The organism is Mesorhizobium vachelliae (assembly GCF_033977325.1).
Lineage (GTDB): Bacteria > Pseudomonadota > Alphaproteobacteria > Rhizobiales > Rhizobiaceae > Mesorhizobium > Mesorhizobium vachelliae.
On sequence record NZ_JAVIIR010000001.1, the window covers coordinates 258,810 to 282,650 of the forward strand.

A 23,841-nucleotide genomic window follows, 5' to 3' on the forward strand; every position below is an offset into this window, starting at 1 on the left:
AGGGATCGACAGCGCCAAGTCCAACGAGCAGCCGCTCCACCGGGGCGACGCTATGGGACAAAAGTCGATGCCGATGCGCCGTCTTCGAAATTCCCCTTGTTATCGTGGAAGACAGCGTGGATAAAGAATGCGACTGTTTATTCGCGTTTGTCAACAGCCGGAATTTGAGCTGGAATTTGGAATGTTCAGTGAACTGCACCGCGCGCCGATGGTGAGGCCGGGCGGGGAACGGGGGCAACGAGCAGTGAAGCGCAGTCTCGACCGCAAGACCAAGATAGCGCTCGAACCGCGCAAGCAGCCGCGGCAGCAACGGTCAAGCAAGGTGGTCGACAGGATTCTCGATGCGGCGCTGATCCTGACGCGCGAGCAAGGAACCAGAGCGCCGACGACGCTCGCCATCGCGCAGCGCGCGGGCCTGTCGGTCGGCTCGATCTATCAGTACTTTCCCAACAAGGAAGCCATTCTTCTGGACCTGGCCCGGCGCTGGCTGTCGTCTTTTCCTGAGGTGGTCCAGAAGCGTATCGACGCCCCCCGGCCAACCAACCGTGACGAGTTCCGGCGCGAAGTGCGCAAGCTCTTCATCGACACGTCCAGGCTCTATCTCGACAACGCCACGTTGATGCCGGTGATCGAGGCCATATCCGGCAATGCCGACCTGAGGCCGATCCAGGACCAATATGACAAGGAGATCATCGCCCTCTACGCCGCGTGGCTGCAGCATGTGAATCCAGCTCTCGAAGACAAGATCGCCAGCCGGCTCGGCGTTTTGATGATGGAAGTCGGCCATGTCTGCCGGCTTGTCGGGCTGAAGAGGGACCGCAGGACATTCGACCTCATCGAGGACGATGTGGAAGCCATGTGGCTCGCTCTGGTAACCCCTCATCTCAATCTCGAATGATTTCGCACCTCCAACTGATTTCGCACTTGCAGGGGAATTTCCATGAAAACTGTCTATTCGCCACTTCACGCCGGCCACTCAGGCCAGATGGAACTGGTCACATCGGCGATCGTGCCGGGTTTCGAGAAGCCGTCGCGAGCCGAATTCATCAGGGCACGGGTGGAGAGCGAGAAGCTCGGGCCGATCATCGGACCGGTCGAGCACGACCTCGCCGCCGCCAAACGCGTGCATGAGGCCCACTACATCGACTTCCTGCCGACGGTGTGGCCGGAATGGGTCGCCGCCGGTTTCACAGGATCGGCCATGGGCTTCACCTGGCCGACGCGCGGCCTGCGCGGCGACGTGCCGCCGAAGCGCATCGATGCTTTGCTCGGCTACTATTCCTTCGATGCCGGCGCCACCTTCGTCGAAGGCACCTGGGCGGCGATCAAATCCTCCTATGACGTCGCGCTGACGGCGGCTGCACTTGTCAAGGGCGGCGAGCGCACCGCCTTCGCGCTCTGCCGCCCGCCCGGCCACCATGCGGGTGCTGCCTTCATGGGCGGCTATTGCTTCATCAACAATGCCGCCGTCGTCGCGCAATGGTTCCGCGACCAGGGCGCCAAACGCGTGTCGATCCTCGATGTCGACTACCATCACGGCAACGGCACGCAGGAGATCTTCTATCGCCGCGGCGACATCCAGGTCCTCAACCTGCATGGCGATCCGATGGTCGAGTATCCGTTCTTCCTCGGCCATGCCGACGAGCGCGGCGAAGGCGACGGCGAAGGCTTCAACATCAATTACCCGATGCCCTTCGGCACCAATTGGGACGGCTGGGGCGCGTCGCTTGAGGACGCCTGCGCCAAGCTTGCGGCCTACGCCCCCGATGTCGTCATCGTCTCGCTCGGCGTCGACACCTTCGAGAAAGATCCGATCAGCCAGTTCAAGCTGAAGAGCGTCGACTATCCCAAGATCGGCCGCCGTATCGCCAGGCTTGGCCTGCCGACGCTGTTCGTCATGGAAGGCGGCTACGCCGTGGAAGAGATCGGCATCAACGCCGTCGGCGTGCTGACGGGCTTCGAGGATCGCTAAGCCATCTTCTGTTCAAGGCCATACGCTCCCGGATGCAACCGGGGGCGTATTTTACGACCTCGCCGCGAAATCATCGGCTCAATTCAGCTCTGAAGTCACCGCCAAGTAACGCGAAGACCGGCTGCTGAGTCGCAAAGCGAGTCCATCGGATTCGATTTTGTCAAATCGCGTTTGATGTCGGATTCATCTGCGGGTAGATTAGACCCGAATCAGCCGGTCCACGGGGGGCGCGGCTACCACCCAAAGTCTCAAGTTCCGGCGCCAGGCCGGTACCAGACGCGGACGGTTTCGCGTTCCCTAGAGGGATTCGGCGCGGTTGGGCGCCGTTCGCGCCCGTGAGTGTGTCTTCGTGAACGTGACGCGTTTCGGGTCCGGCCGTTGGTTTCGCCAGCACCGGGCACAAGGATCGATTCCGGCAAGAATCCAAGAATTAAAATGAGCAGTTCCGCCGCGCTTCTCCAACCCGATGCTTCAGGCTCGCGCCTGACGTCCCGCGGCGATCTCACCAGTTTCTTCATGCAGCTTGCCGCCGATATCGGCGCCGACAGCTATATGCTGGTCGCCATCGTGCATGACCAGGACCGCAACGATGCGCGCATCGTCTCCTCGAACTGGATTTTCGACGCCATAGAGCTGATAGGCAAAAGGCTGATTGCCAACCTGGCGCTAGGCCCCTTGACCGTGGCGCCGGGCGTACGCCCGAAGCCGTTGGTGGCGGCGCACGCGCCCGACGCCGGTGCATTGCTGACCGGCGAGGAAGCCCGCCTGCTCGACGTGCTCGGCCACGCCGAAATCTATTCGCTGCGGCTCAATGTCGGCCGGCAGCGCCTGTTCGTGCTGTTCTCGGCCGCCGAGGCCGACAAGATCGACCTGGCCGCGCTGATGAAGGCGCAGATCAAGTGCTGCTATGCGCTTTCCGGCATTCCGCAGCTGATCGCGGCGGCATCCATGCAGGATCCGCTGTCGGACCGCGAGCGCGAATGCCTGTTCTGGGTCTCGGAAGGCAAGACCACCGACGAGGTGGCCGTCATCCTCGGTGTCTCGTCGAACACCGTCAACAGCTACATCACGCACGCCATACAGAAGTTCGCGGCCAGCAACCGCGCGATGGCGATCGCGACGGCAATCAGGAGCGGCATCATTTGAAGCACGCACAGGTCAGAGAGGCAGCCGCCCTTTTCAACGATCAGCGCAACCCGTTCGGCGCCTTCTCGCTCGGCTCGGAGACGCATCAGACCGCCACCATTCCGGATGCCGTGCGCCGCTGCCGCTGGATCGCCGTCGATATCAATGCCTCGGCCTTCGGCCTCTATTTCGTCAGCCCCTCGCCGGAGCGCGCGCGTCTCGTGGCGTGTTTCGATTCCGACTACCCGGGTACCGCGATCACGACCAAATTCATCTCCGGCGCCAATGGCGAGGATATGGTGCGCCACAGCCGCCTCTCGACGATGCCGCGCTGGTGGGCCGATGACGGCGCCGCCGGATCGCGGCAGGGCTTCCGGTCGCTCGCCTGGGCCGAGCCGACCGCGCCGCTGGCGCCCGGCACCAACGGCATCGCCTTGCCGGTGCATGCCGATGGCGGTCAATGCGGGCTGGTCGTCTTCCTGGGCTCGGAGATCGCGCTGTCCGACGACACGCTATGCGAGATCCACGCCCGCTCCTTCGCGCTTTTCGCGGCCGTCGCCCGCATCCGCCCCGGCGACACCGGCCGGACGCGCTCGATCTCCAAGCGCGAGCTCGAATGCCTGAAGCTGACCGCCAACGGCAATACCAGCGAGGAGATCGCCAAGCTCCTCAAGCTCTCGGTGCACACCGCCAACCAGTATCTCACCCAATCGACGCAGAAGCTCAACGCGGTCAACCGCAACCAAGCCGTCGCCAAGGCCTTGCGGCTCGGCCTGATCGAGTGACGTCACACCCGCGGCGCTGAACGTGCCGCGGCGAGGTCGGCTCGGCACAATCAAATCATTGGAGCATGTCTCCCGAAAGTGGGAACCGGTTTCGGGGCAAAGGCATGCGCAAAATCAAAAACCTAAAGCGCATGGAGCGAATCTGAAAGATCGCGACGCGCTTTAGGGGAATACCAGCGGCTCGGTCCTTCGGATGCGAGCCTCTTCGATCGCGTCCTCGAGCAAGGCCGTGTTGTGCTCCGGCGTCTCGCCGGGCTTCTCGAACGACACGTAGTTGACCACCACGGATGCCTCGTGCTCGGTCAGCGTCAGCTGGAAATAGACCGTCACGCCGCGCGGCCGCAGCTCCAGGTCGAGCACGATGCGCGGGTTGCCGCTCCAGTCGACATGCGCCTCCGCGCCATGGCCGAGCCGCAGCGTTCCCGGCCGGAAGTAAAGCTCGACCGCCGAATCCACCAGGTCTGACAGGCAGGCGAGATGCTCGAGCCGGATGAAGGCGATATAATCTGCAACGTCGATGAGCCTCAATTCGCCCACCACGGGCTCGATGGCGCTGGCGACGATCAGCTCGCGGGAGTTGGCGTGTGGTTGCCGGTCCATGGATTAGCGGCGTCCGTTCATTGGGTTGCTTTGCGCGCGGCCTTCTTCGAGTAGACGATCCGCACCAACTCGGCGACCGCCTGGTAGAATTGCGACGGGATCACGCTATCAACCGAAACTTGCTTGTACATGGAGCGCGCAAGCGCCACGTCCTCGAAGATCGGGATGTTGTTCTCCCGGGCGATCTCGCGGATCTTGAGCGCCACAAGGTCCTGTCCCTTGGCCAGCACGATCGGCGCGGAATCCTCCTCGCGCACATATTTCAGCGCGATCGAATAGTGCGTCGGGTTGGCGATCACCAGCGTCGCGCGCGGCACGGCCGTCATCATGCGTTTGCGCGCCCGGTCGCGCGCCAGCGAGCGCAGCCGCGACTTGACGATCGGATCGCCTTCCGACTGCTTCAACTCGTCTTTGACTTCCTGCTTGGTCATCCGCAGGTCGCGCCGCCAATGGAAGCGCGACCAGACGATGTCGGCCACCGCGATCAGCCCCATGACGAAGACGATCGCCACGAGGATGTCGACGAAGATGCCGCGTATGACGAGGCCGAACGAGACCGGGTTGGTGATCATGCCGGCGAGCAGCTTGCGATGGTCTTGCGAGAGCGTGAAGCTCAGCACCGCGATGGCGAAGCCGAGCTTGGCCAACGACTTCAGGAACTCGACCCAGCCCTGGACGCCGAACATCCGGCTCCAGCCCTTGGCGATCGAGATGCGCGACAGCTGCGGCCTGATCCGTTCGCCGACGATTTGCGGCATGTTCTGGAAGACCGAGGCGCCGATGCCGGCAACCGTCAGCAGCACCAGCAGGCTGACGACGGCTCGGCCGATCTCGGTCATCACCTGCTTGTAGAGCGAGATGACGTCGGTCTCGGTGTCCATCGGCCAGGCTTCCGGCTTCTCCAGGAACGTCGACAGGAACATGCCGAGATCGACGATCGCGTCCTTGGCGTAAAAGACGGCGAAAACCAGAATGGCGAGAAAGGAGGCAAAGATCGCGGTCTCGCGCGAATGGGGCAGCTTGCCCTGCTCGATCGTGTCGCGGATCTTCTTTTCGGTGGCTTCCTCGGTTTTGGAATCCTTGTCGACCGCTTCAGACATGGCGCTCCGACCGGGTGGTTATCGTCAGGCGGCTTCGGCGGTGGCGGTCTGCATCGAAGGCAGCTCGAAAGCTCCTTCGCGCGACAGCCGGATGGCTGCGACCGATACGCTCTTGCGCGCCGCCATGATGTCGGCGAGCGCAATGCCTTCCGAGCCTTGTCCGAGCTCGGATTCGATCATGCGGCGAGAGCGCGCGCCGATCGCCGACAGCGCCGATTCGGCGAGTTCCGGCGAGGCGCCGCGCAGCGCCAGCGTGACGAGCTCGGTCGACAGCCCATCGAACAAAAGGACCCGGGCTTTCTGCGGCAGCAACGGCAGATCATCGAAGGCGAACAGCCGCGACCTGACGCCGGCGAGATCAGGCGTGCCGACTTCCTCCAGGTCCTGCATCAGTTCGTCCAGCTCGGGCTTCTCCATCTCGTTGAGCACGCTGGCGACGCGCTCCTGGCCGGCCGTGGTGTCCCGGCTGGCCTTCTGCGACAGCACGCTCACGCGCAGCTGGTTCTCGACGATCCTGGATGCCGCGTCTGGGATGTTGGCCATCGTCACCATGCGCTTGATGATCTGGCTGCGCATCGGCTTTTCCATCGTCAGCAGCACGTTGGCGGCTGTCTGCGACGCAAGCTTCGACAGCACCATGGCCGACGTCTGCGGGTGCTCGCCGGCAAGGAAGGAGCCGAGCCGCGACGGCTCAAGCTTCTCGAGGTCCGGCCATATCGGCGGGGGCCCCTCCAGGACCGGCTCGAACTTCTTCTCGCCCATGATGGCGCTCATCTCCTCGGGCGACAGCGATTCGTTCAGGATCGTATCCATCCGGTCGGCTGAATCGAGCAGGCCGGCGCCCTCGGTGAATTCGGCTTCGAACTCGGCGACGATACGCTCCAGATCGGCCTGCGGAATGGTGCGCAGGAGACGTGCGCCCTCGATCAGCGCCTTCAACTCGTCCTGCTTGAAGAATTTGAGCAGGCGGCTGGCCGCGGGCTTGCCCATGGCCACCAGTATGGCTGCCGCCTTTTGCGGGCGTGTCAGCGCCAATGCCGTCGTCATGCGTGTTGCCCTCGCTGCCGATTGGTCCGCCCGCCGGCCATTCTCAGGCGCTCTTCGTCGCTGCGATGATTTCGGTGAGCCGGATGCCGAAGCGCGTCGGGTCGCTTTCCAGCACCGTGATCTCGCCGCGTGCGATCTTGCGGCCGTTGACCACGACGTCGACCGGCTCGCCGATACGGCGATTGAGCGCGACGGTGGAACCCTTCTGCAGCGCCATCAGCTCCGACACCGGCATCTCCGTGCTGCCGAGGATGATCTGCACGTCGACCGGAATGGTCATGATGATGGAGGAATTGGCCCCAGACCGAAGCGCGGCATCCGGACGGCCCTCCTCTTCACGGAGCACGCCGCGCAGTTCTTCGATAGCGCGATCCAGTTGCTCGTTAGGTTGGCCGGTTTCCGTTTCGGCCTCGGCTTCCACATTTGTCGCTGCCATGCTTCGTCTCCATGAATCCCGGGCCTGGCGTCAGCCCGGCATCAGTCCGTCGATGAAATCCTGCCCGGCATCATGCGGATGGCTGATACGGACGGTGTAGTTCTGCCCCAGCTTGCCGAACTCGCAGACAAACAGTGTCTTGTCGCGGGCGCTGAGCCTAGCGTTGAGCTGGGCATTTTCCTCCAATTCGATCACCTGGCCGGGCTCGAACGCCGCGAGGTCGCCGAGCGTCAGCCGGGCGAGCGGCATCGTCGCTTCGAGCCGGACGGTCGAGCGCATAACCTCCTCGGAGAAGCGGGCCCGCCAGTCGAATTCCGTGGTCTCGCCATTCTCGCCTGTGATGGCCTCGCCGCTTCGCGAGGAAAGCAGCAGGCGCTGCGGGATCATCACCGTGAGCGTGCCGCTGTCGGACGACGTCGACAGGCCGTAGACGATGCGCACGGCGGCGCCGTCACGCAACACGCGCCGCCTCGCCTCGTTGCCGGACATTGCTTTCGGCACCGGCAGGCGCAGGTCGAGCGAACGTTTGCCGGATCCGTTGAGAGCCGTCGCGATCTCCTGGAACACGGTGGTCGCCACATCGGCCTCGATCTGCGACAGGTCGCGCTCGATCGGCGCCACCGGCTGGTCGGGATCGCCGCCGAACAGGGCGCTAACCATGACGGCGACCGCATGCGCATCCATCACCAGCGTCATGGCGTCGGCCGAGGTCGGCGAGGACACGACGGTCAGCGCAAAGGCATCGCCGGCGCGTGAACGCGCCTCGGGAACGCGGCCAACCTCCACCACTTGCAGGTCGACCGTCACCGGCGCGCCGAGCTCTGCGGCAAGCGCTTTCTGCAGCAACGGCAGCGCCCGCTCGGCCATGCCGCGGCCGACGCCGATCACCTGCGCCGCCTCGCCGCTGTCGCCGACGAGCCGCTCGAGGATCAAGGCCCGTGATTCTGACGGACTGGCCGGACTGGTCATGACGGCAGGCGGCCCTGTCTCGGATGCTGCATGCTCAGGCCGCCTTCTTCTCGGCGGTGCCGGCGCTCATGGTGCTCTGCTCCACCGCATCGATCGTCGGACGTTCGTAGGAGGATATGGTCTTGCGGCCGAATTCGATCGCGACCTGCGGCAGGGCGCCGTTCATATACGCAAGCAGCGTCTGCTTGACGATGATGTAGAGGCGGTTCTTCTTTTCGCGCACCGTCTTGATCTTGGTCGCGACCGGACCGACCACCGCATAGGACAGGAAGATGCCGAGGAAGGTTCCGACGAGCGCCGCGCCGATCAGGCCGCCGAGGATTTCCGGCGACTGGTCCAGCGCGCCCATCGCCTTCACCACGCCGAGCACGGCGGCCACGATGCCCAGCGCCGGCAGGCCGTCGCCGACCGCGACCATCGCGTGATAGGCCTTCAGCTTGTCCGTGCGGATCGTCTGGATCTCTTCGTCCATCAGCGCCTCGATCTCATGCGAGCGGGCATTGCCGATGATGATGATGCGGCAATAGTCGCAGATGAAATTCGTCAGGTCATGGTTCTTGAGCACGGTCGGAAAGGCCTGGAAGATCGCCGACTCTTCCGGATTGTCGATATGCGCCTCGACCTCGCTGCGAGACTTCGAGCGCAGTTCGCGCATCAGGCTGTGCAGGACGCCCAGCGTCTCGAGATAGTCGCGCTCCTTCGGCACCGCCTGCTTGAAGGCTTCGAGAATGCCCTTGCCTGTGTCCTTGACCGTCTTCATCGGATTGGCGACGAGGAAAGTGCCGAGCGCGGCGCCGCAGATGACCACCGCTTCCCACGGCTGCAGCAGCACATGCAGGTGCCCGCCCATGGCCATGAAGCCGCCGAGAACGCAGCCGAGCGTCACCACAAGTCCGATCAGAATGCCCACGGCAGGTCCTTCCGCATGTCACGTCGTGATCAGGGATAGTCTCCGTGCCTTGTGTGAGGCTTGAATGGAAGGCCGCGGACGCGATTCAGCTTCGCGCAAGGAAGTGACGCTATTGTGCGGAAATAGCTTCGGCCGGAGGCGTGTCCTTGCTCAATACCTACACCAGCTACCAGTTGATCGCGAAAGACATCAACAAATCGATCGCCCAGGTCGAGCAACAGCCGACGGTCGATCGCGATACGCAATATTATCTTGCCAATATCGGCAAGGTTACATCGATCGACGATTTCGTAAACAACGACCGCCTGTTCAAATACGCCATGAAGGCTTACGGGCTGGAGGATATGGACTACGCCAAGGCCTTCATGGTCAAGGCGCTGAAGGAAGGCGTCTCCGACCCCAACAGCTTCGCCAACAAGCTGACCGACAAGCGCTACGCCCAGTTCGTCGCTGCCTTCAACTTCGCGGCCGATGGCACCAGTGCGACGGTCTACAACCCGACACAGCAGCAGGTTACGGCGAACTACGCCACACAGGCCCAGATCGCAGGCCTCGATCCGAATTCGGACTATGTGAAAGGCGAGACGACCTACTATCTCGCCAACATCACCAAGGTGAAGTCGATCGACGATCTGATGTCGAACGACCGGCTCTACACTTACGCGCTGGCCGCGTTCGGCCTGGATTCGGCCACCGAGGACAAGGACCTGATCAAGTCCGTCCTGCAAGGCGGCGTGAAGGATCCAAACAGCGTCGCCAACCAGCAGACCAACAAGGCCTATGCCGGGCTGGCCTCCGCTTTCAACTTCGCGCAGTACGGCGATACGACGACCACGCGCGTTGCCGCGCAGCAGCCGACCGTCGACATGTATCTGCGCCAGACATTGGAAGAGAATGCCGGTCAGACCAACGAAGGCGTCCGGCTGGCGCTCTATTTCCAGCGCAAGGCGCCCGACATCACCAGCTGGTACGACGTGCTCGCCGACACCGCTTTGGCCAGCGTGGTGCGCACCGCGCTTGGTCTGCCCGATTCCTTCGCCACGGCCGACATCGACAAGCAGGCGCAGTTGTTCGAGCAGAAGCTCGACATCAAGGACTTCACCGACCCGGACAAGCTCAGCAAGTTCCTGACCCGCTTCACCAGCATGTACGAGATCAACAACCCGACCTCGACGGCGGTGACGTCGGTCAGCGTGCTCTTCGCGCAGCCGACCACTGTCGGCATCTCCACCGATCTGATGATGGCCATGCAGCAGTTGAAGTTCTGAGAAGATCATGCAGGACAGTCTTTACGTCGCCCTCTCCTCTCAGATCGCTCTCGAGCGCCGTCTCGACACCATCGCCGACAACGTCGCCAACGCCTCGACCGTCGGCTTTCGCGCCACCGGCGTGAAGTTCGAGGACGTGGTTTCGGGCACCGGTCCGAAGTCGGTTTCCTTCGCCTCGTCCGGCAAGACCTATCTTTCCGGCGCGCATGGCGCGCTGACCGAAACCGGCAATCCGTTCGACTTCGCCGTCCAGGGCGACGCCTGGTTCGCGATCGACACGCCGGCCGGCACGGTGATGACGCGCGACGGCCGCTTCTCCATGAACGAGAACGGCGAACTGATGTCGATCGAAGGCTATCCGGTGCTGGATGGTGGCGGCGCCCCGATCCAGCTCGATCCGCGCAACGGCCCGCCCAAGGCAGGCGCCGACGGCTCGCTCAGGCAGAACGACCAGCTGGTCGGCGCGCTCGGCCTCTACAATTTCGACCCCGGCGAGAATTTCGTCCGCTATGGCAATTCGGGCATCGTCCCGGCGCGTACGCCCGAACCCGTCACCGATCGCTCGGACGTCGGTGTCGCCCAAGGGTTTCTAGAAGAGTCGAACGTCAACCCGGTGCTGGAAATGACCCGGCTGATCCAGGTGCAGCGCGCCTTCGAGAACACGGCGGCGCTGATGCGGCAGACCGATTCCTCCACCGACGACGCGATCAAGACGCTCGGCTCGAAGTGACCGCATGACGACCGGCTCGTCCCTGTTGCGCGCTTCCGAGAGCCCGCCGGATATTGGACGGACCGACAGGCTGGCCGCGCTCGAACGCGTCTGGCGGCGGTTCGACGATCCGCAGGCGCTGCTTGCACGCGGCGGCCGCATCGCCGAGATATCGCCGACGCATTACAAGGTCCGCGGCCTGTCCGGAATTGCCAGGCTCGGCGACATCGTCGAGCAGCGCGGCAAGGCCGGCGCGCGGCGCGGCGAGATCGTCAAGATCGGCAGCGACGAGGTGGTGGTCGCGCCCTTCGAGCGCAGCGCCGATGCCGGCATCGGCGACGCCGTCTTTCGCCGTGGTCCTCTCGCCGTCACGCCGCATGTCTCCTGGCGCGGGCGCGCCATCGACGCCTTGACCCGCGTCATCGACGGTGGCCCGCCGCTGATCAGGCCGAATGCTGCCGAGGTCGCGCATAGCGCGACGCCGGGCGCCCTGGCGCGCCAGCGCGTCGGCACCGGTTTCCTCACCGGCGTCAGGGTGATCGACATCTTCACCCCGCTTTGCTTCGGCCAGCGGCTCGGCATCTTCGCCGGTTCGGGCGTCGGCAAGTCGACGCTGCTTGCCATGCTTGCCGGCGCCGAGGCCTTCGATACGGTGGTCGTGGCGCTGATCGGCGAGCGCGGCCGCGAGGTGCGCGAATTCCTCGAGGACACGATCGGCGCCGACAGCATGGCCAAGACCGTCGCCGTCGTCGCCACCAGCGACGAGAGCGCCATGATGCGCCGGCGTGCGCCCGACACCGCCATGTGTGTCGCTGAGCATTTCCGCGACCAGGGCCATCGCGTGCTGCTGGTGCTGGATTCCATCACTCGTTTCGCCCACGCGCTGCGCGAGGTGGCGACCGGAACCGGCGAACCGCCGGTCGCGCGCGGCTATCCGGCCTCGGTCTTCACCGATCTGCCGAAGTTGCTCGAACGGGCCGGACCTGGAGCCGAAGGCAAGGGTTCGATCACCGCCATCATTTCCGTGCTGGTCGACGGCGACGACCACAATGATCCGGTCGCCGATTCGGTGCGCGGCATCCTTGATGGCCATGTCGTGCTCGACCGCTCGCTCGCCGAGCAGGGCCGCTATCCGCCGGTCAATCCGCTGTCATCGATCTCGCGCCTTGCCGACAAGGCCTGGAGCGCCGAGCAGCGCATGCTGGTGACAAAGCTGAAATCGATGATCGCGCGTTTCGAGGACACGCGCGACATCCGCCTGCTGGGCGCCTACCAGAGCGGCGCCGACGCCGAGCTCGACAATGCGGTGCGCCAGGTGCCGCTGATCTACGAAGCGCTCACGCAATCGCCGAGGGACCGGGCGTCGGCCGATCCGTTCGCCGACCTCGCCCGCCATCTCAAGGGGAAGCTGAATGGCGATCAAGGAGACTGAGCTCCAATACACCGAGCGCATGCTGCGCGACATGCTTGCCGAGGCCGAGGCGGCGGAGAGGGCCGAGGCCGACGCGGCAAGGATTGCCAAGGGCAAGGCCGCGGATGCCAAGACACAGAAGACATCGGCCCTCCTGACCAGGGCCGACAGGCCGCATCCGCCGCGGACATCCACCGCCGAGACCGCCGATGTGGCGCAGGCCAGCCGCGATTCCTTGCTCGACGGGCTTTTTCCCCGCACCGAATGGCCGGAGCCGCCGAAAGCCCAGTTCCCGCGCCTGGCCGACAGGAGCGCCGACCGCCGCAGCGATTTCGTCATCGCCGCGCTCGGTATTACGCTCGGCCTGATCTGCGCGTTGTTTCCCTGGTACATCTTCTTCAACCAGGAGCAGTTCGGCGTTCAGACGATCAAGTTCGGCGGCAGCGGCAGCAATGCCGGACGCGAAGGCGGCGGCATCGTGGCCGAACGCAGCGGGCCGCTGACGGCCAACGATGTTCCCAATGCCGATATCGACCTGTTTGCCACCGGGACGATTGAGAACGATCCCGCGCCGCCGCCCGGTGACCAGCCCTTCCCGGCCGCAGCTTCGGAATTCAAGATGGTGCATGTCGCCAACGGCCGCGCCATGATCGAGGACGATACCGGTCTGTGGATCGTTCAGCGCGGCTCGGTCCTGCCCGATTCCAGCCGCGTCGCCTCGATCGAGCAGCGCGGCGGCAAGTGGGTTATCGTCACCAGCACCGACAAGGTGATCCAGCTCTCCAAGTAATTATGCCGGGCCATGAGGCCCGCCCCGCGCAAGGTCCGCGCAAGACTGGCCGCCTAGTCTTGCGCGTACTTGCCCGGGAGATTCCCATGGAACCCGTAAATCTTTTCGATCTCGCTACACGACAGTCGCAATGGCTGGCCGTGCGCCAGTCGGCGATTGCCTCCAACATCGCCAATGCCAACACGCCGGGCTACACGGCCAATGACGTCGAGCCCTTCGAAAAGGTGCTCGACCGGACCGCAGTGACCCTTGCCGCCACGCAGGCCGGCCATCTCGGCGCCGAAACGGCCACTGCCGGCTTCAACGTCAAGCCGGAGGATCCTGACGGCGCGATCATGCCGTCGAAGAACACCGTGGTCCTCGAGCAGGAGCTGATGAAGGCCGGCGAGGTGCGCCGCTCCTTCGAGCTCAACACGGCGATCGTGAAAGCCTTCCATTCGATGATGACCATGGTGGTGAAGAGCTGACCATGGACGCGCTGACCGCAGCCCTCAAAGTCGCATCATCCGGCCTAGGCGCCCAATCGGAGCGCCTGCGCGTGGTGTCGGAAAACCTCGCCAACGCCCAGTCGACCGGCACCACGCCAGGCGCCGATCCCTATCGCCGCAAGACGATCACCTTCCAGTCCGAAGTCGACCGCGCGACCGGCGGCTCGCTGGTGGAAGTCAGCGCGATCTCTCGCGATCCTTCAGACTTCCCGGTCGAATTCCAGCCCGGCAACGAAGCCGCCGACGCCAAAGGGTACGTCAAGATGCCCAACGTCAACACGTTGGTCGAAATGGCCGACATGAGCGAGGCGAACCGCTCCTATGAAGCCAACCTGCAGGTCATCAAGCAGGCTCGCGATCTGATTTCCATGACCATCGACCTGATGAGGAACCAGTAATGATCGGCGGTATCGGGGCAATACAATTCAAGACGGCAGTGGATGGAGCGGAACAGGCTTCACCGGGTCTGCTTCAGGGCGGTGTCGGAACGCAGCCCGGCGAAAGCGTCGGCAGCAGCTTCGCCGAAGTCCTCAGCCAGGCGGCGACGAAAACCGTCAACACGCTGCAGGGCGCCGAGCAGATGTCGATACAGGCGATCAAGGGCGACGCCGACACGCGCCAGGTCGTCGATGCGGTGCTGAGCGCCCAGCAGGCGCTGCAGACCACCATCGCCATCCGCGACAAGGTCGTCTCGGCCTATCTCGAAATCAGTCGCATGAGTATCTAGGACCGCGTCATGAAAGCCCTTGCCATCGCCGCCACCGGCATGAACGCCCAGCAGACCAACCTGGAAGTCATCGCCAACAACATCGCCAACATCAACACCACCGGCTACAAGCGGGCGCGGGCCGAATTCTCCGACCTGCTCTACCAGGTCGACCGAACGCAGGGTGTGCCCAACCGCTCCAACACCTCGCTGGTGCCGGAAGGCGTCTCGATCGGTCTTGGCGTCAAGACGACGGCCGTGCGCAACGTCCACACGCAAGGTGAATTGGCCAGCACCGGCAACAGCTTCGACCTGGCCTTGACCGGCAGGGGCTGGTTCCAGATCCAGGGAGCCGATGGCGGCACGCTCTACTCGCGCGCCGGCGCCTTCAACACCAACGCCACCGGGCAGTTGGTGACCGTCGACGGCGCCGAGGTCATTCCGGCCATCACCGTGCCGACCAACGCGGTCGAGGTCATCGTCAACAAGACCGGCCAGGTCTTTGCCCGCCTGGACGGTCAGACGAATTTGCAGCTGCTCGGCCAGCTTCAGATCGCCAACTTCGCCAACGAGGCGGGACTGGCCCCGCTTGGCGACAACCTGTTCCAGGAAACAGCTGCCTCAGGCCCGGCCAATGTCGGTGTTCCCGGCGACCCCGGCTTTGCCACGATCCAGCAGGGTTATCTGGAATCCTCCAACGTCGATCCGGTCAAGGAAATCACCGAGCTGATCTCGGCCCAGCGCGCCTACGAAATGAACTCCAAGGTCATCCAGGCCGCCGACGACATGGCCTCGGTGGTCTCCAAGAACATCAGGTAACGGACGATGGCCTCGCCGATCTCCTCCGCACTCCGTCGCGCCGCGCTGGCCACCATCCTGGTGGCCGCCGGCATGCCGGCCTTCGCGCAGGACACGACCGGCCAGTCGGCGAACCAGATCGCCGCAGCCCAGCCCGTCGGCGAGGCCGTGCTGATCCCCAATCGGGTCATCTATCCTGGCGAGACCATCGAGCCCGGCGCGCTCAAGCAGGTGATGCTGATCCCCGGCAAGCATAAGCCCGACGGCATGGCGACGCGCTCCGAGGAGCTTCAGGGCAAGGTCGCCAAGCGCACGCTTCTGCCCGGCCGCTACATCCCGGTCACCGCCATCCGTGACGCCTGGTTGGTCGAGCAGGGCGCTTCCGTGCAGGTCTATTTCACCGCCGGCGCGCTTACCATTTCGGCGGCCGGCGTCACGTTGCAGCCAGGTGCTGCCGGTGACCAGATCAAGATCCGCAACATCGACAGCGGAAAGATCATCTCGGGCACGGTGATGGCCGACGGCACCATCAAGGTCGGCGCTTCGTGATGCGTGCTTTTGTTCTTCTGCTGAGCACCGCCATCTGCCTTCAGCCGGCATTGGCCGACGGGCTGACGCCCAAGGCCAAGCGCGAGCTCGCGCAGAAGAACGGCGGCGTCTACGACGATCCGGAATATGATCCGGCCACGACCCAGCGCATGTTCCGCGTTTCCACGGGACCGAGCACGCTGCCGCCCGGCGAGGTCGCCGCACGCATCAAGGATATCGCCCAGCTGCAGAGCGCGCGCGATAACCAGCTCGTCGGCTACGGCCTGGTCATCGGCCTTGCCGGCACCGGCGACAGCCTGCGCAACTCGCCATTCACCGAACAGTCGATCCGCGCCATGCTGGAGAATCTCGGCATCGCCACCGAAGGCGGCAGCGCGCGCGCCAAGAACGTGGCCGCCGTCATCGTCACCGCCAACATGCCGCCCTTCGTCCAGTCGGGCGCCCGCATCGACATCGACGTCTCCTCGATGGGCGATGCCACCTCGCTCGCCGGCGGCACCCTGGTGATGACGCCGCTGAAGGCGGCCGACGGCGAAATCTACGCCGTCGGGCAGGGCTCGGTGATTGTCGGCGGCTTCACCGCCCAGGGTCAGGCCCAGCAGCTGACGCAGGGCGTGCCGACCGCCGGCCGCGTGCCCAACGGCGCTATCGTCGAACGCGCGGTGCCGGCCGAGTTCGACGACCAGGGCGTACTGACGCTGCAACTGCGCAATCCCGATTTCTCGACCGCCATCCGCATCGCCGACGCAATCAACGACTATACTTCGCAGCGCTTCGGCATGCGCGTCGCCGCCGAACGCGATGCGCGCACAGTTCAGATCAGGCGGCCCAAGAATGTTTCGGCCGCGCGTTTCTATGCCGAGGTAGAGAATCTCGTCGTCGAATCGGACGCCCCTGCCCGCGTCGTCATCGACGAGCGCACCGGCACCATCGTCATCGGCAACAATGTGAGGATCTCGCGCGTGGCGATCAGTCACGGCACGCTCACCGTGCGCATCACGGAGGCGCCGAGGGTGGTCCAGCCCGAACCTTTCTCGAAAGGCGAGACCGCTATTGAACCGTTCACCGCCATCCAGGCTTCGCGGCCCGACGCGCGCGTCGCCGTGCTCGACGGTCCCGATCTTGAAACGCTTGTCTCCGGCCTCAATCGTCTGGGCGTGAAGCCAGACGGCATCATAGCCATCCTGCAAGGCATCAAATCGGCCGGCGCCTTGCAGGCCGATCTGGTTCTCCAATAGGCACGCCGATGATCGCGCTTCTCTCCTCGAAGACACGCCGCCCCCTCACGACGATCGCCGCCGCGGCAGCGGCCGTGCTGCTTGGCAGCGCATCCGTCGGCGCGGAGGAAATTCGCCAGGTCCTGCCCGGCGGACAGGCGCCGGCACAGCCGGCCGACGTCACCCGCGAGAAGGAGCCGGCACAGCCGGCTGCGCTCGCAGGCGGCAAGGCGCCGGACGAAAGCGAGATCCAGCGCTTCTGCTCCAACATCGCGGACGCCGCGCGCGACCGCCGCTACGCGCTTCAGGCCGAGGAATTGAAGCAGCTGCAGGCGGGCATCGACGAGCGCATGAAGGCGCTGGAGGCAAAGCGAGCCGAATATGAAGAATGGCTGAAGCGCCGCGAAGTGTTCCTGGCGCGCGCCGAGGACGGCGTCGTCAAGATCTATGCCGGCATGAAGCCCGATGCCGCCGCCGAACGGCTGGCGATGGTCAATGCCGAACTCGCGGCGGCCATCCTGATGAAGCTCGATTCGCGCAAGGCCGGCGTCATCCTGAACGAAATGGACCAGAAAGCGGCGGCGACGCTCACTGGCATCATGGCCAGCGCGGCGCGAAGGGTTGATCCGTCATGAAGTTGAAATTCCTTGTCCTCGCCGCGGTTGCGGCGCTGTCCGGCTGCGGCACCAATTTCAAGGAAATCGGCCGGGAGCCCGCTCTGTCGCCGGTCGGTTCCGGCATCGGCGAAGGCGGTTCCGGTCCCTACAGCTATCCCGAGCCGCCTGCCTCGCGGCCGAAGAAATTCTCGCTGTGGGACGACCGCCAGAGCCGGCTCTTCACTGATCCCCGCGCGCTGCGCGCGGGCGATATCCTGACCGTCAACATCAAGCTCAGCGACAAGGCCAATTTCAAGAACCAGAACGATCGCAGCCGCACCGCGGCGCGCAAGCTCGGCTATGACATCACGCTCGGATGGGACGGCAGGAGCACCAGCGGCAAGGGCGACGCCGGCTTGAGCTCCAGCACCGAGACCAATGCCGACGGCGAGATCAAGCGCTCGGAGGACATCGATCTCAACGTCGCCGCCGTCGTCACCGAGGTGCTGCCCAACGGCAATCTGATGATCAGGGGCTCGCAGGAGGTCCGCGTCAACTATGAGCTTCGCGTGCTGACCATCGCCGGCATGGTTCGTCCGTCCGACATCGGCGCCGAGAACACCATCCCCTACGAGCGCATCGCCGAGGCGCGCATCTCCTATGGCGGCCGAGGCCGTGTGAGCGAGGTCCAGCAGCCGGCCTATGGCCAGCAGGTCCTCGACCAGGTTCTTCCTTTCTAGGGCCGGGAGAGCGCTGCCGTGGCCAATGTCGAGCAGGTCCAGCCCAAGAAGGGACCTTCCCTGGTGATCCAACTCGCCATGCTCCTGGTCATGACGGGCGCGGCCATCGGCATGGGCTGGCTTTCCGGCGGCTATCTCAAGCAAGGCGAAACACCGGCGCCGGTGCCCGCGGCGCCGGAAAACGCCGGCACCGCCGAAAAACCCGCCGAGGGCGGCAAGGCAGCGGCCGGGCCGACGCTGGTGCAGCTGGCGCCGATCACCACCAATCTCGCCTCGCCGTCGGACGTCTGGATCCGGCTCGAGGCGTCGCTGCTCTACGATGCTCCCCAGCCGCCGGAAATGGCCGAGCAGGTCCATCAGGATTTGCTCGCCTTCGTGCGCACGCTCAAGCTGCACCAGATCGAAGGCGCCAGCGGCTACCAGCATCTCAAGGCTGACCTCGAAGAGCGCGCGGCGCTGCGCAGCGGCGGCCACGTCAAACAGGTTCTCGTCAGGACGATGCTGCTCGAATGAGAAAGTTCCTCATAGCCACGGCGCTCATCGTCGTCACCACCTCCGTCGCCGCGGCTCAGCAGCTCGATCTTGGCGGCATCGGCAAGGCCGACGGCACGACCGTCGGCTACCTGATCCAGATGTTCGGCCTGCTCACCGTGCTTTCGGTGGCGCCGGGCCTCCTGATCATGGTGACGAGCTTCACCCGCTTCGTCATCGCCTTCTCGATCCTGCGCGCCGGCATCGGCCTGCAATCGACGCCGGCAAACCTGATCCTGATCTCGCTGTCGCTGTTCATGACCTTCTATGTCATGGCGCCGACCTTCGACCAGGCCTGGAACACCGGCGTGAAGCCGCTGATGAACAACCAGATCACGCAGGGCGAGGCGTTCGAGAAGATCTCAGGCCCGTTCCGCGACTTCATGCTGCACAATGTGCGCGACAAGGATTTCGACCTCTTCGCCGACCTCGCCCGCGAGCGCGGCCAGACCGTGTCGCGCGAGACCGTTGATCTGCGCATCCTGGTGCCGGCCTTCATGATCTCGGAAATCCGGCGCGGCTTCGAGATCGGCTTCCTGATCGTGCTGCCCTTCCTCGTCATCGACCTCATCGTCGCCACCGTCACCATGGCCATGGGTATGATGATGCTGCCGCCGACGGTGGTGTCGCTGCCGTTCAAGATCCTGTTCTTCGTGCTGATCGACGGCTGGAATCTCCTGGTAGGCAGCCTGGTGCGATCCTTCACTTGATCGTTCCCTGACCGGACGCGGGTGGCCGCGCCACCTCCGGCGCAAGTCCACCCATATTATTTTCGATTAACCGTCCGATTTAGCTCTTTGGTAGGGACTTCCCGCCATAGTCGCTCGCAGATGGCGGGTGACCCAACTGAGCGGTCATTGGCATGATGCCGCACCGTCATACCGGACATGCCGGTATGTAAAAAAAAATCCGTGTAAAAATAGGTACGAGTAGCCATGGCCAGTATCATGACCAACAGCGCAGCGCTGACCGCGCTGCAGAGCCTCAACAATACCCAGAACCAGCTCCAGACCACCCAGACCCGCATCTCCACCGGTTACCGCGTCTCGCAGGCTTCGGACAACGCCGCCTATTGGTCGATCGCCACCACGATGCGCTCCGACAACCAGGCCATGTCCACCGTTTCGGACGCGCTCGGCCTCGGCGCCTCGAAGGTCGACACCGCCTACACCGGCATGGACAGCGCGATCACCACCATCAACCAGATCCAGCAGAAGCTGACCGCATCCTACGGCCAGACGGACGCTTCGAAGGAAAAGACCCAGGTCGAAATCAAGGCCCTTCAGGACCAGTTGAAGGCCTATGCCGACGGCGCCACCTTCTCCGGCACCAACATGCTGTCCGTGTCCACGGCCTCGGGTACCGCTGCCGACGTCAAGATCGTCTCGGCCTTCAACCGCAGCGCCACCGGCTCGGTTTCCATCTCGACGATCGACGTAAACGTGGAAAGCATCAAGCTCTATGACTCGGGCGCTGCCCCGACCGCGAAAGGCATCCTCGACACGGATCGCCTCGGCACCACCGGCGCCGCTGTCACCACGGCCTCGGCCCCGACCCTGGGCGCCGCCGCCGCCGCCACCGACACCTATTCGGTCGCTGGCCTGACCATCTTCTCGGGCACCACCGCTGCAAGCGACAGCCAGATCCAGCAGATGATGAACGTCGTCGATGCTGCGCTTAAGGACATGACGAACGCCGCGACCAAGCTCGGCGCCGCCAAGAGCTCGATCGACCTGCAGAAGACCTTCACCTCGAGCCTGATGGACTCCATCGATCGCGGCGTCGGCCAGCTCGTCGATGCCGACATGAACAAGGAATCGACCCGCCTCCAGGCGCTGCAGGTTCAGCAGCAGCTCGGCGTCCAGGCGCTGTCGATCGCCAACGGCTCGTCGCAGTCGATCCTGTCGCTCTTCCGCGGCTGATCGCTCTATACAGACAGGCTAAAGCATCGGGCCGCGCCAAAAGCGCGGCCCGATTTGCGTTTGCTCAAGGCCCGCGCAATCTTCGTTTCTTAACTTCTCCAAAGCCTACTTTTAACAGGCCATTAACCATATCGCGCTAGGTATGGTTAACCAATGACTTACGACAGGTTGTCGACTCGGCCCGACCGGCACGATCGCAACCGATGGGCAGGTCGAGACACGGCCTGTGTGGCATGCCGGCTTTTGAGAAGGAGCGAGTTTCTTGGCGAGCATCATGACGAACGCTGCGGCGTTGACTGCACTTCAAAGCCTCAACGCCACCAACAAATCGCTCGAGCAGACGCAGGCCCGGATCTCGACCGGCTACCGGGTCTCCGAGGCCTCCGACAACGCCGCCTACTGGTCGATCGCCACCACCATGCGCTCCGACAACTCGGCGCTGTCGACCGTGCAGGACGCGCTCGGCCTCGGCGCCTCGAAGGTCGACACCGCCTACACCGGCATGAACAACGTCCTTTCGACGATCGGCCAGATCAAGACCAAGCTTTTGTCGGCCGTGGGCCAGTCTGATGCCAACAAGGCCAAGACGCAGACCGAAATCACCGCGCTGCAGGCGCAGATGAAATCCTTCGCCGACGCCGCCACCTTCTCCGGCTCGAATTATCTTTCGGTGACGTCCAAGCAGGTCGCTGCCGCCAATGATGGCGTCCAGCCCGACGCCCAGATCGTGTCGTCCTTCAACCGCTCCTCGTCCGGCGCCATCTCGCTCGGCACCATCGACATCAATGTCGAGAGCACCAAGCTGTTCGATTCCGGCCTCCCCACGGCCGTCAAGAACCAGGGCATTCTCGACCGCAAGACCTCCATCTATTCCACTGCCGCGGACCAGGCGGCATATGACGCCGCCTATGCGACCGCGATCGCCGGCGGCGCCACCGACATCGCCGCCAACACCACCGCCCAGGGCGCGGTGACGGGCACGCCGGTCAAGATCGACAACGTCTCCGCCTTCAATCTCGACATCACGGCGACGGGCGTGACCGACGACATCATCACGCAGATGGTCACCAAGATCGACAATGTCATGAGCCAGCTTACCGACGCTGCCACCGTGCTGGGCGCCGCCAAGAGCTCGATCGACTTGCAGAAGACCTTCACGCAGAGCCTGATGGACTCCATCGATCGCGGCGTCGGCCAGCTCGTCGATGCAGACATGAACAAGGAATCGACCCGCCTCCAGGCCCTGCAGGTCCAGCAGCAGCTCGGCATCCAGTCGCTGTCGATCGCCAACAGCTCCTCGCAATCGATCCTGACGCTGTTCAAGAACGCCTAAGCGGCCGACTATCCAGGCTGACAAAAAGGCCGCGCTCAGGCGCGGCCTTTTTTGCGTTGGTGGGAAGAAGATAGCCGTTCAATACTTTGCAGGCTCCTCGGCGACGCCGCCCTATCATCCTCGCACAAGCTTCGCGGTCTAGTCTTCCGGCGGACAATCATGCTGGGAGCGGTTGAATCGTGCCGGAACAGATCCAGGGCCTCATCGCGAATTTGAAGAGCTTCGGCGTGAAGCGTCTGGCGCTCATGGGCGGCATCGCGGCCCTGGTCATGGCCGTCATTGGCATCGCCTCAGTCTATCTCAACCGCCCGGCCTATGAGACGCTCTATGTCGGCCTCGAGCGTTCCGACGTCAACCAGATCGGCCTGGTGCTGGCCGACGCCGGCATCGGCTTCGATGTCGGCTCCGACGGGACCTCCGTTCTGGTGCCGGCCGGCACCACCGCGCAGGCGCGCATGCTGCTTGCCGAGAAAGGCCTGCCGACCAGCGCCAACGCCGGCTACGAGCTGTTCGACAATGTCGGTTCGCTCGGCCTCACCTCCTTCATGCAGCAGATCACCCGCGTGCGCGCTCTGGAAGGCGAGATCGCGCGCACCATCCAGTCGATCTCCGGCGTCAAGGCGGCGCGTGTCCACATCGTCATGTCCGAGCGTGCCAATTTCCGCCGCGACGAGCAGCAACCCTCCGCCTCGGTGGTCATCCGCTATGCCGGCAACGATGCCGAGAAAAGCGCCATGTCGATCCGCCACCTCGTCGCCGCGGCCGTTCCTGGCCTCTCGGCCGACAAGGTCACGGTGCTCGATTCCAACGGCAACCTCTTGGCCGCCGGCGACGATCCTTCCAACACGAGCGCCGCGCGCACGCTCGGCGTCGAGCAGACGGTCGAGGCGCAGATCGGCGACAACATCCGCAGGGCGCTGACCCCTTATCTCGGCCCGGACAATTTCCGCGCCAGCGTCAAGGCCGACGTCAACACCGACAGCCGCCAGACCGAGGAGACGATCTTCGATCCGAACTCACGTGTCGAGCGTTCGGTGCAATCGGTGAAGACCAACGAGGCCAGCAACCAGAAGCAGGCCTCGACCCCGACCAGCGTCGAGCAGAACCTGCCGGAGACGCAGACGACGACCACCGAGGGGCCGCAATCCTCCTCGCAGAACGACCGCAAGGAAGAGATCACCAACTACGAGATCAACTCGAAGAAGATCGCGACCGTCTCGAACGGCTACACGGTCAACAAGATGTCGATCGCGGTCGTCGTCAACCAGGATCGCCTGAAGACCATCCTCGGCAAGGACGCTACCCCTGAGCAGATCGCCAAGCGCGTCACCGATATCCAGAAGATGGTCGCCTCAGCGACCGGCTTTGACGACAAGCGCGGCGACATCATCGACGTGTCGGCGGTCGAGTTCATCAACGGCCTCGACGGCGAGCCGATCGACCAGCCGGGCATCCTCGCTTCGATCGGCACCTATACCGGCACGCTGATCAATGCCGGTGCCTTCATCGTCGTCGTCTTCCTGGTTGCCTTCTTCGGCCTGAAGCCGATGGCCGCAGCGCTGACGGCGTCGGCGAAGCCCGCCGCCATTGCCGGCCCGAGCTTCGACGACGTGCAGCGTTCCTTGCCGACGCCCGACGCGCCTGTCGCCGCGATCACCGCCGAGACTCCGGCAGGCGCCCTGCCTGGCGCACGCGCCGGCGCAACCCCGCTCGACGACCTGCGCCAGAAAATCCGGCCGGCGCCGCAGGAGCGGCTTGCCCGCATGGTCGACCTCAATGAGGAGCGTACCGCGCAGATCCTGCGCAAATGGGCGGCTGCCCCGGAAGCCGTGGGTTAAG

27 protein-coding genes are annotated in these 23,841 nt (G+C 64.2%); 21 read left to right on the forward strand and 6 right to left on the reverse strand.

The annotated features are described in order from the left end of the window. Positions 1-181 precede the first annotated feature (181 nt). From RFM41_RS01285 to RFM41_RS01300, 4 genes are all read left to right on the forward strand, one after another. Positions 182-898: a TetR/AcrR family transcriptional regulator gene (locus RFM41_RS01285; RefSeq protein WP_320245722.1), complete on the forward strand. Its 717-nt coding sequence runs from the start codon at positions 182-184 to the stop codon at positions 896-898. A 42-nt stretch (positions 899-940) separates the two neighbouring features. After that, positions 941-1,972: a histone deacetylase family protein gene (locus RFM41_RS01290; RefSeq protein ID WP_320245723.1), complete on the forward strand. Its 1,032-nt coding sequence runs from the start codon at positions 941-943 to the stop codon at positions 1,970-1,972. 435 nt (positions 1,973-2,407) lie between these two features. Next, on the forward strand, positions 2,408-3,118 hold the full coding sequence (locus RFM41_RS01295) for a helix-turn-helix transcriptional regulator (protein ID WP_320245724.1): 711 nt from the start codon (positions 2,408-2,410) through the stop codon (positions 3,116-3,118). Continuing rightward, positions 3,115-3,882: a helix-turn-helix transcriptional regulator gene (locus RFM41_RS01300; RefSeq protein ID WP_320245725.1), complete on the forward strand. Its 768-nt coding sequence runs from the start codon at positions 3,115-3,117 to the stop codon at positions 3,880-3,882. Before RFM41_RS01295 ends, RFM41_RS01300 begins: the two co-directional genes overlap by 4 nt. A gap of 162 nt (positions 3,883-4,044) precedes the next feature. On the opposite strand, the gene RFM41_RS01305 is transcribed toward RFM41_RS01300, so the two are convergent. The 6 genes from RFM41_RS01305 to motA are packed head-to-tail and all read right to left on the reverse strand — an operon-like array spanning position 4,045 to position 8,944. Next, positions 4,045-4,482 (reverse strand): BspJ family T4SS effector nucleomodulin, encoded by a 438-nt coding sequence (locus tag RFM41_RS01305; protein WP_320245726.1) that lies wholly within the window; start codon positions 4,480-4,482, stop codon positions 4,045-4,047. A 17-nt stretch (positions 4,483-4,499) separates the two neighbouring features. Then, entirely contained in the window at positions 4,500-5,582 is a 1,083-nt protein-coding gene (gene flhB / locus RFM41_RS01310; protein WP_320245727.1) for a flagellar biosynthesis protein FlhB, read from the reverse strand. 24 nt (positions 5,583-5,606) lie between these two features. Then, the gene (locus RFM41_RS01315; protein WP_320245728.1) at positions 5,607-6,629 is read right to left on the reverse strand and encodes a flagellar motor switch protein FliG; all 1,023 of its coding nucleotides are present in this window, start codon (positions 6,627-6,629) and stop codon (positions 5,607-5,609) included. Positions 6,630-6,672: 43 nt separating this feature from the next. After that, positions 6,673-7,065 (reverse strand): flagellar motor switch protein FliN, encoded by a 393-nt coding sequence (gene fliN, locus RFM41_RS01320; protein WP_320245729.1) that lies wholly within the window; start codon positions 7,063-7,065, stop codon positions 6,673-6,675. Between the two features lie 30 nt (positions 7,066-7,095). Then, the gene (locus RFM41_RS01325; RefSeq protein WP_320245730.1) at positions 7,096-8,034 is read right to left on the reverse strand and encodes a FliM/FliN family flagellar motor switch protein; all 939 of its coding nucleotides are present in this window, start codon (positions 8,032-8,034) and stop codon (positions 7,096-7,098) included. Between the two features lie 34 nt (positions 8,035-8,068). Continuing rightward, positions 8,069-8,944 carry a flagellar motor stator protein MotA gene (motA, locus tag RFM41_RS01330; protein WP_320245731.1) on the reverse strand — a complete coding sequence of 292 codons (876 nt, stop codon included), beginning with the start codon at positions 8,942-8,944 and terminating at the stop codon, positions 8,069-8,071. A gap of 146 nt (positions 8,945-9,090) precedes the next feature. Here motA and RFM41_RS01335 point away from each other — a divergent pair, with 146 nt between their 5' ends. From RFM41_RS01335 to fliF, 17 genes are all read left to right on the forward strand, one after another. After that, positions 9,091-10,212: a DUF1217 domain-containing protein gene (locus RFM41_RS01335; protein WP_320245732.1), complete on the forward strand. Its 1,122-nt coding sequence runs from the start codon at positions 9,091-9,093 to the stop codon at positions 10,210-10,212. 7 nt (positions 10,213-10,219) lie between these two features. Continuing rightward, a complete protein-coding gene (flgF, locus tag RFM41_RS01340; RefSeq protein ID WP_320245733.1) occupies positions 10,220-10,942 on the forward strand; it encodes a flagellar basal-body rod protein FlgF in 723 nt (240 codons plus the stop codon). Between the two features lie 4 nt (positions 10,943-10,946). After that, positions 10,947-12,353, forward strand: coding sequence for a flagellar protein export ATPase FliI (fliI, locus tag RFM41_RS01345; RefSeq protein ID WP_320245734.1), 1,407 nt, complete (start codon positions 10,947-10,949; stop codon positions 12,351-12,353). Continuing rightward, the gene (locus tag RFM41_RS01350; RefSeq protein WP_320245735.1) at positions 12,334-13,122 is read left to right on the forward strand and encodes a hypothetical protein; all 789 of its coding nucleotides are present in this window, start codon (positions 12,334-12,336) and stop codon (positions 13,120-13,122) included. Before fliI ends, RFM41_RS01350 begins: the two co-directional genes overlap by 20 nt. Positions 13,123-13,208: 86 nt before the next feature. After that, positions 13,209-13,589, forward strand: a complete 381-nt coding sequence (gene flgB / locus RFM41_RS01355) for a flagellar basal body rod protein FlgB (RefSeq protein ID WP_320245736.1) — start codon at positions 13,209-13,211, stop codon at positions 13,587-13,589. Positions 13,590-13,591: 2 nt separating this feature from the next. Beyond that, the gene (gene flgC, locus RFM41_RS01360; protein ID WP_320245737.1) at positions 13,592-14,008 is read left to right on the forward strand and encodes a flagellar basal body rod protein FlgC; all 417 of its coding nucleotides are present in this window, start codon (positions 13,592-13,594) and stop codon (positions 14,006-14,008) included. Continuing rightward, on the forward strand, positions 14,008-14,337 hold the full coding sequence (fliE, locus tag RFM41_RS01365) for a flagellar hook-basal body complex protein FliE (RefSeq protein WP_320245738.1): 330 nt from the start codon (positions 14,008-14,010) through the stop codon (positions 14,335-14,337). The genes flgC and fliE overlap by 1 nt, the downstream gene beginning before the upstream one ends. Before the next feature lie 9 nt (positions 14,338-14,346). Further along, positions 14,347-15,135 (forward strand): flagellar basal-body rod protein FlgG, encoded by a 789-nt coding sequence (flgG, locus tag RFM41_RS01370; protein ID WP_140746432.1) that lies wholly within the window; start codon positions 14,347-14,349, stop codon positions 15,133-15,135. A 6-nt stretch (positions 15,136-15,141) separates the two neighbouring features. Next, positions 15,142-15,663 carry a flagellar basal body P-ring formation chaperone FlgA gene (flgA, locus tag RFM41_RS01375; protein ID WP_320245739.1) on the forward strand — a complete coding sequence of 174 codons (522 nt, stop codon included), beginning with the start codon at positions 15,142-15,144 and terminating at the stop codon, positions 15,661-15,663. A 149-nt stretch (positions 15,664-15,812) separates the two neighbouring features. Then, on the forward strand, positions 15,813-16,901 hold the full coding sequence (locus tag RFM41_RS01380; RefSeq protein WP_320246193.1) for a flagellar basal body P-ring protein FlgI: 1,089 nt from the start codon (positions 15,813-15,815) through the stop codon (positions 16,899-16,901). 8 nt (positions 16,902-16,909) lie between these two features. Continuing rightward, on the forward strand, positions 16,910-17,515 hold the full coding sequence (locus RFM41_RS01385; protein ID WP_320245740.1) for a MotE family protein: 606 nt from the start codon (positions 16,910-16,912) through the stop codon (positions 17,513-17,515). Beyond that, the gene (flgH, locus tag RFM41_RS01390) at positions 17,512-18,216 is read left to right on the forward strand and encodes a flagellar basal body L-ring protein FlgH (RefSeq protein ID WP_320245741.1); all 705 of its coding nucleotides are present in this window, start codon (positions 17,512-17,514) and stop codon (positions 18,214-18,216) included. Before RFM41_RS01385 ends, flgH begins: the two co-directional genes overlap by 4 nt. An 18-nt stretch (positions 18,217-18,234) precedes the next feature. Next, positions 18,235-18,729: a flagellar basal body-associated FliL family protein gene (locus RFM41_RS01395; RefSeq protein ID WP_320245742.1), complete on the forward strand. Its 495-nt coding sequence runs from the start codon at positions 18,235-18,237 to the stop codon at positions 18,727-18,729. Then, the gene (gene fliP / locus RFM41_RS01400; protein WP_320245743.1) at positions 18,726-19,457 is read left to right on the forward strand and encodes a flagellar type III secretion system pore protein FliP; all 732 of its coding nucleotides are present in this window, start codon (positions 18,726-18,728) and stop codon (positions 19,455-19,457) included. Before RFM41_RS01395 ends, fliP begins: the two co-directional genes overlap by 4 nt. A 225-nt stretch (positions 19,458-19,682) precedes the next feature. After that, positions 19,683-20,669 carry a flagellin N-terminal helical domain-containing protein gene (locus RFM41_RS01405; protein ID WP_320245744.1) on the forward strand — a complete coding sequence of 329 codons (987 nt, stop codon included), beginning with the start codon at positions 19,683-19,685 and terminating at the stop codon, positions 20,667-20,669. A 262-nt stretch (positions 20,670-20,931) separates the two neighbouring features. Next, on the forward strand, positions 20,932-22,002 hold the full coding sequence (locus tag RFM41_RS01410; protein WP_320245745.1) for a flagellin N-terminal helical domain-containing protein: 1,071 nt from the start codon (positions 20,932-20,934) through the stop codon (positions 22,000-22,002). A 179-nt stretch (positions 22,003-22,181) separates the two neighbouring features. Continuing rightward, positions 22,182-23,840, forward strand: a complete 1,659-nt coding sequence (gene fliF, locus RFM41_RS01415) for a flagellar basal-body MS-ring/collar protein FliF (protein WP_320245746.1) — start codon at positions 22,182-22,184, stop codon at positions 23,838-23,840. Position 23,841: the final 1 nt, after the last annotated feature.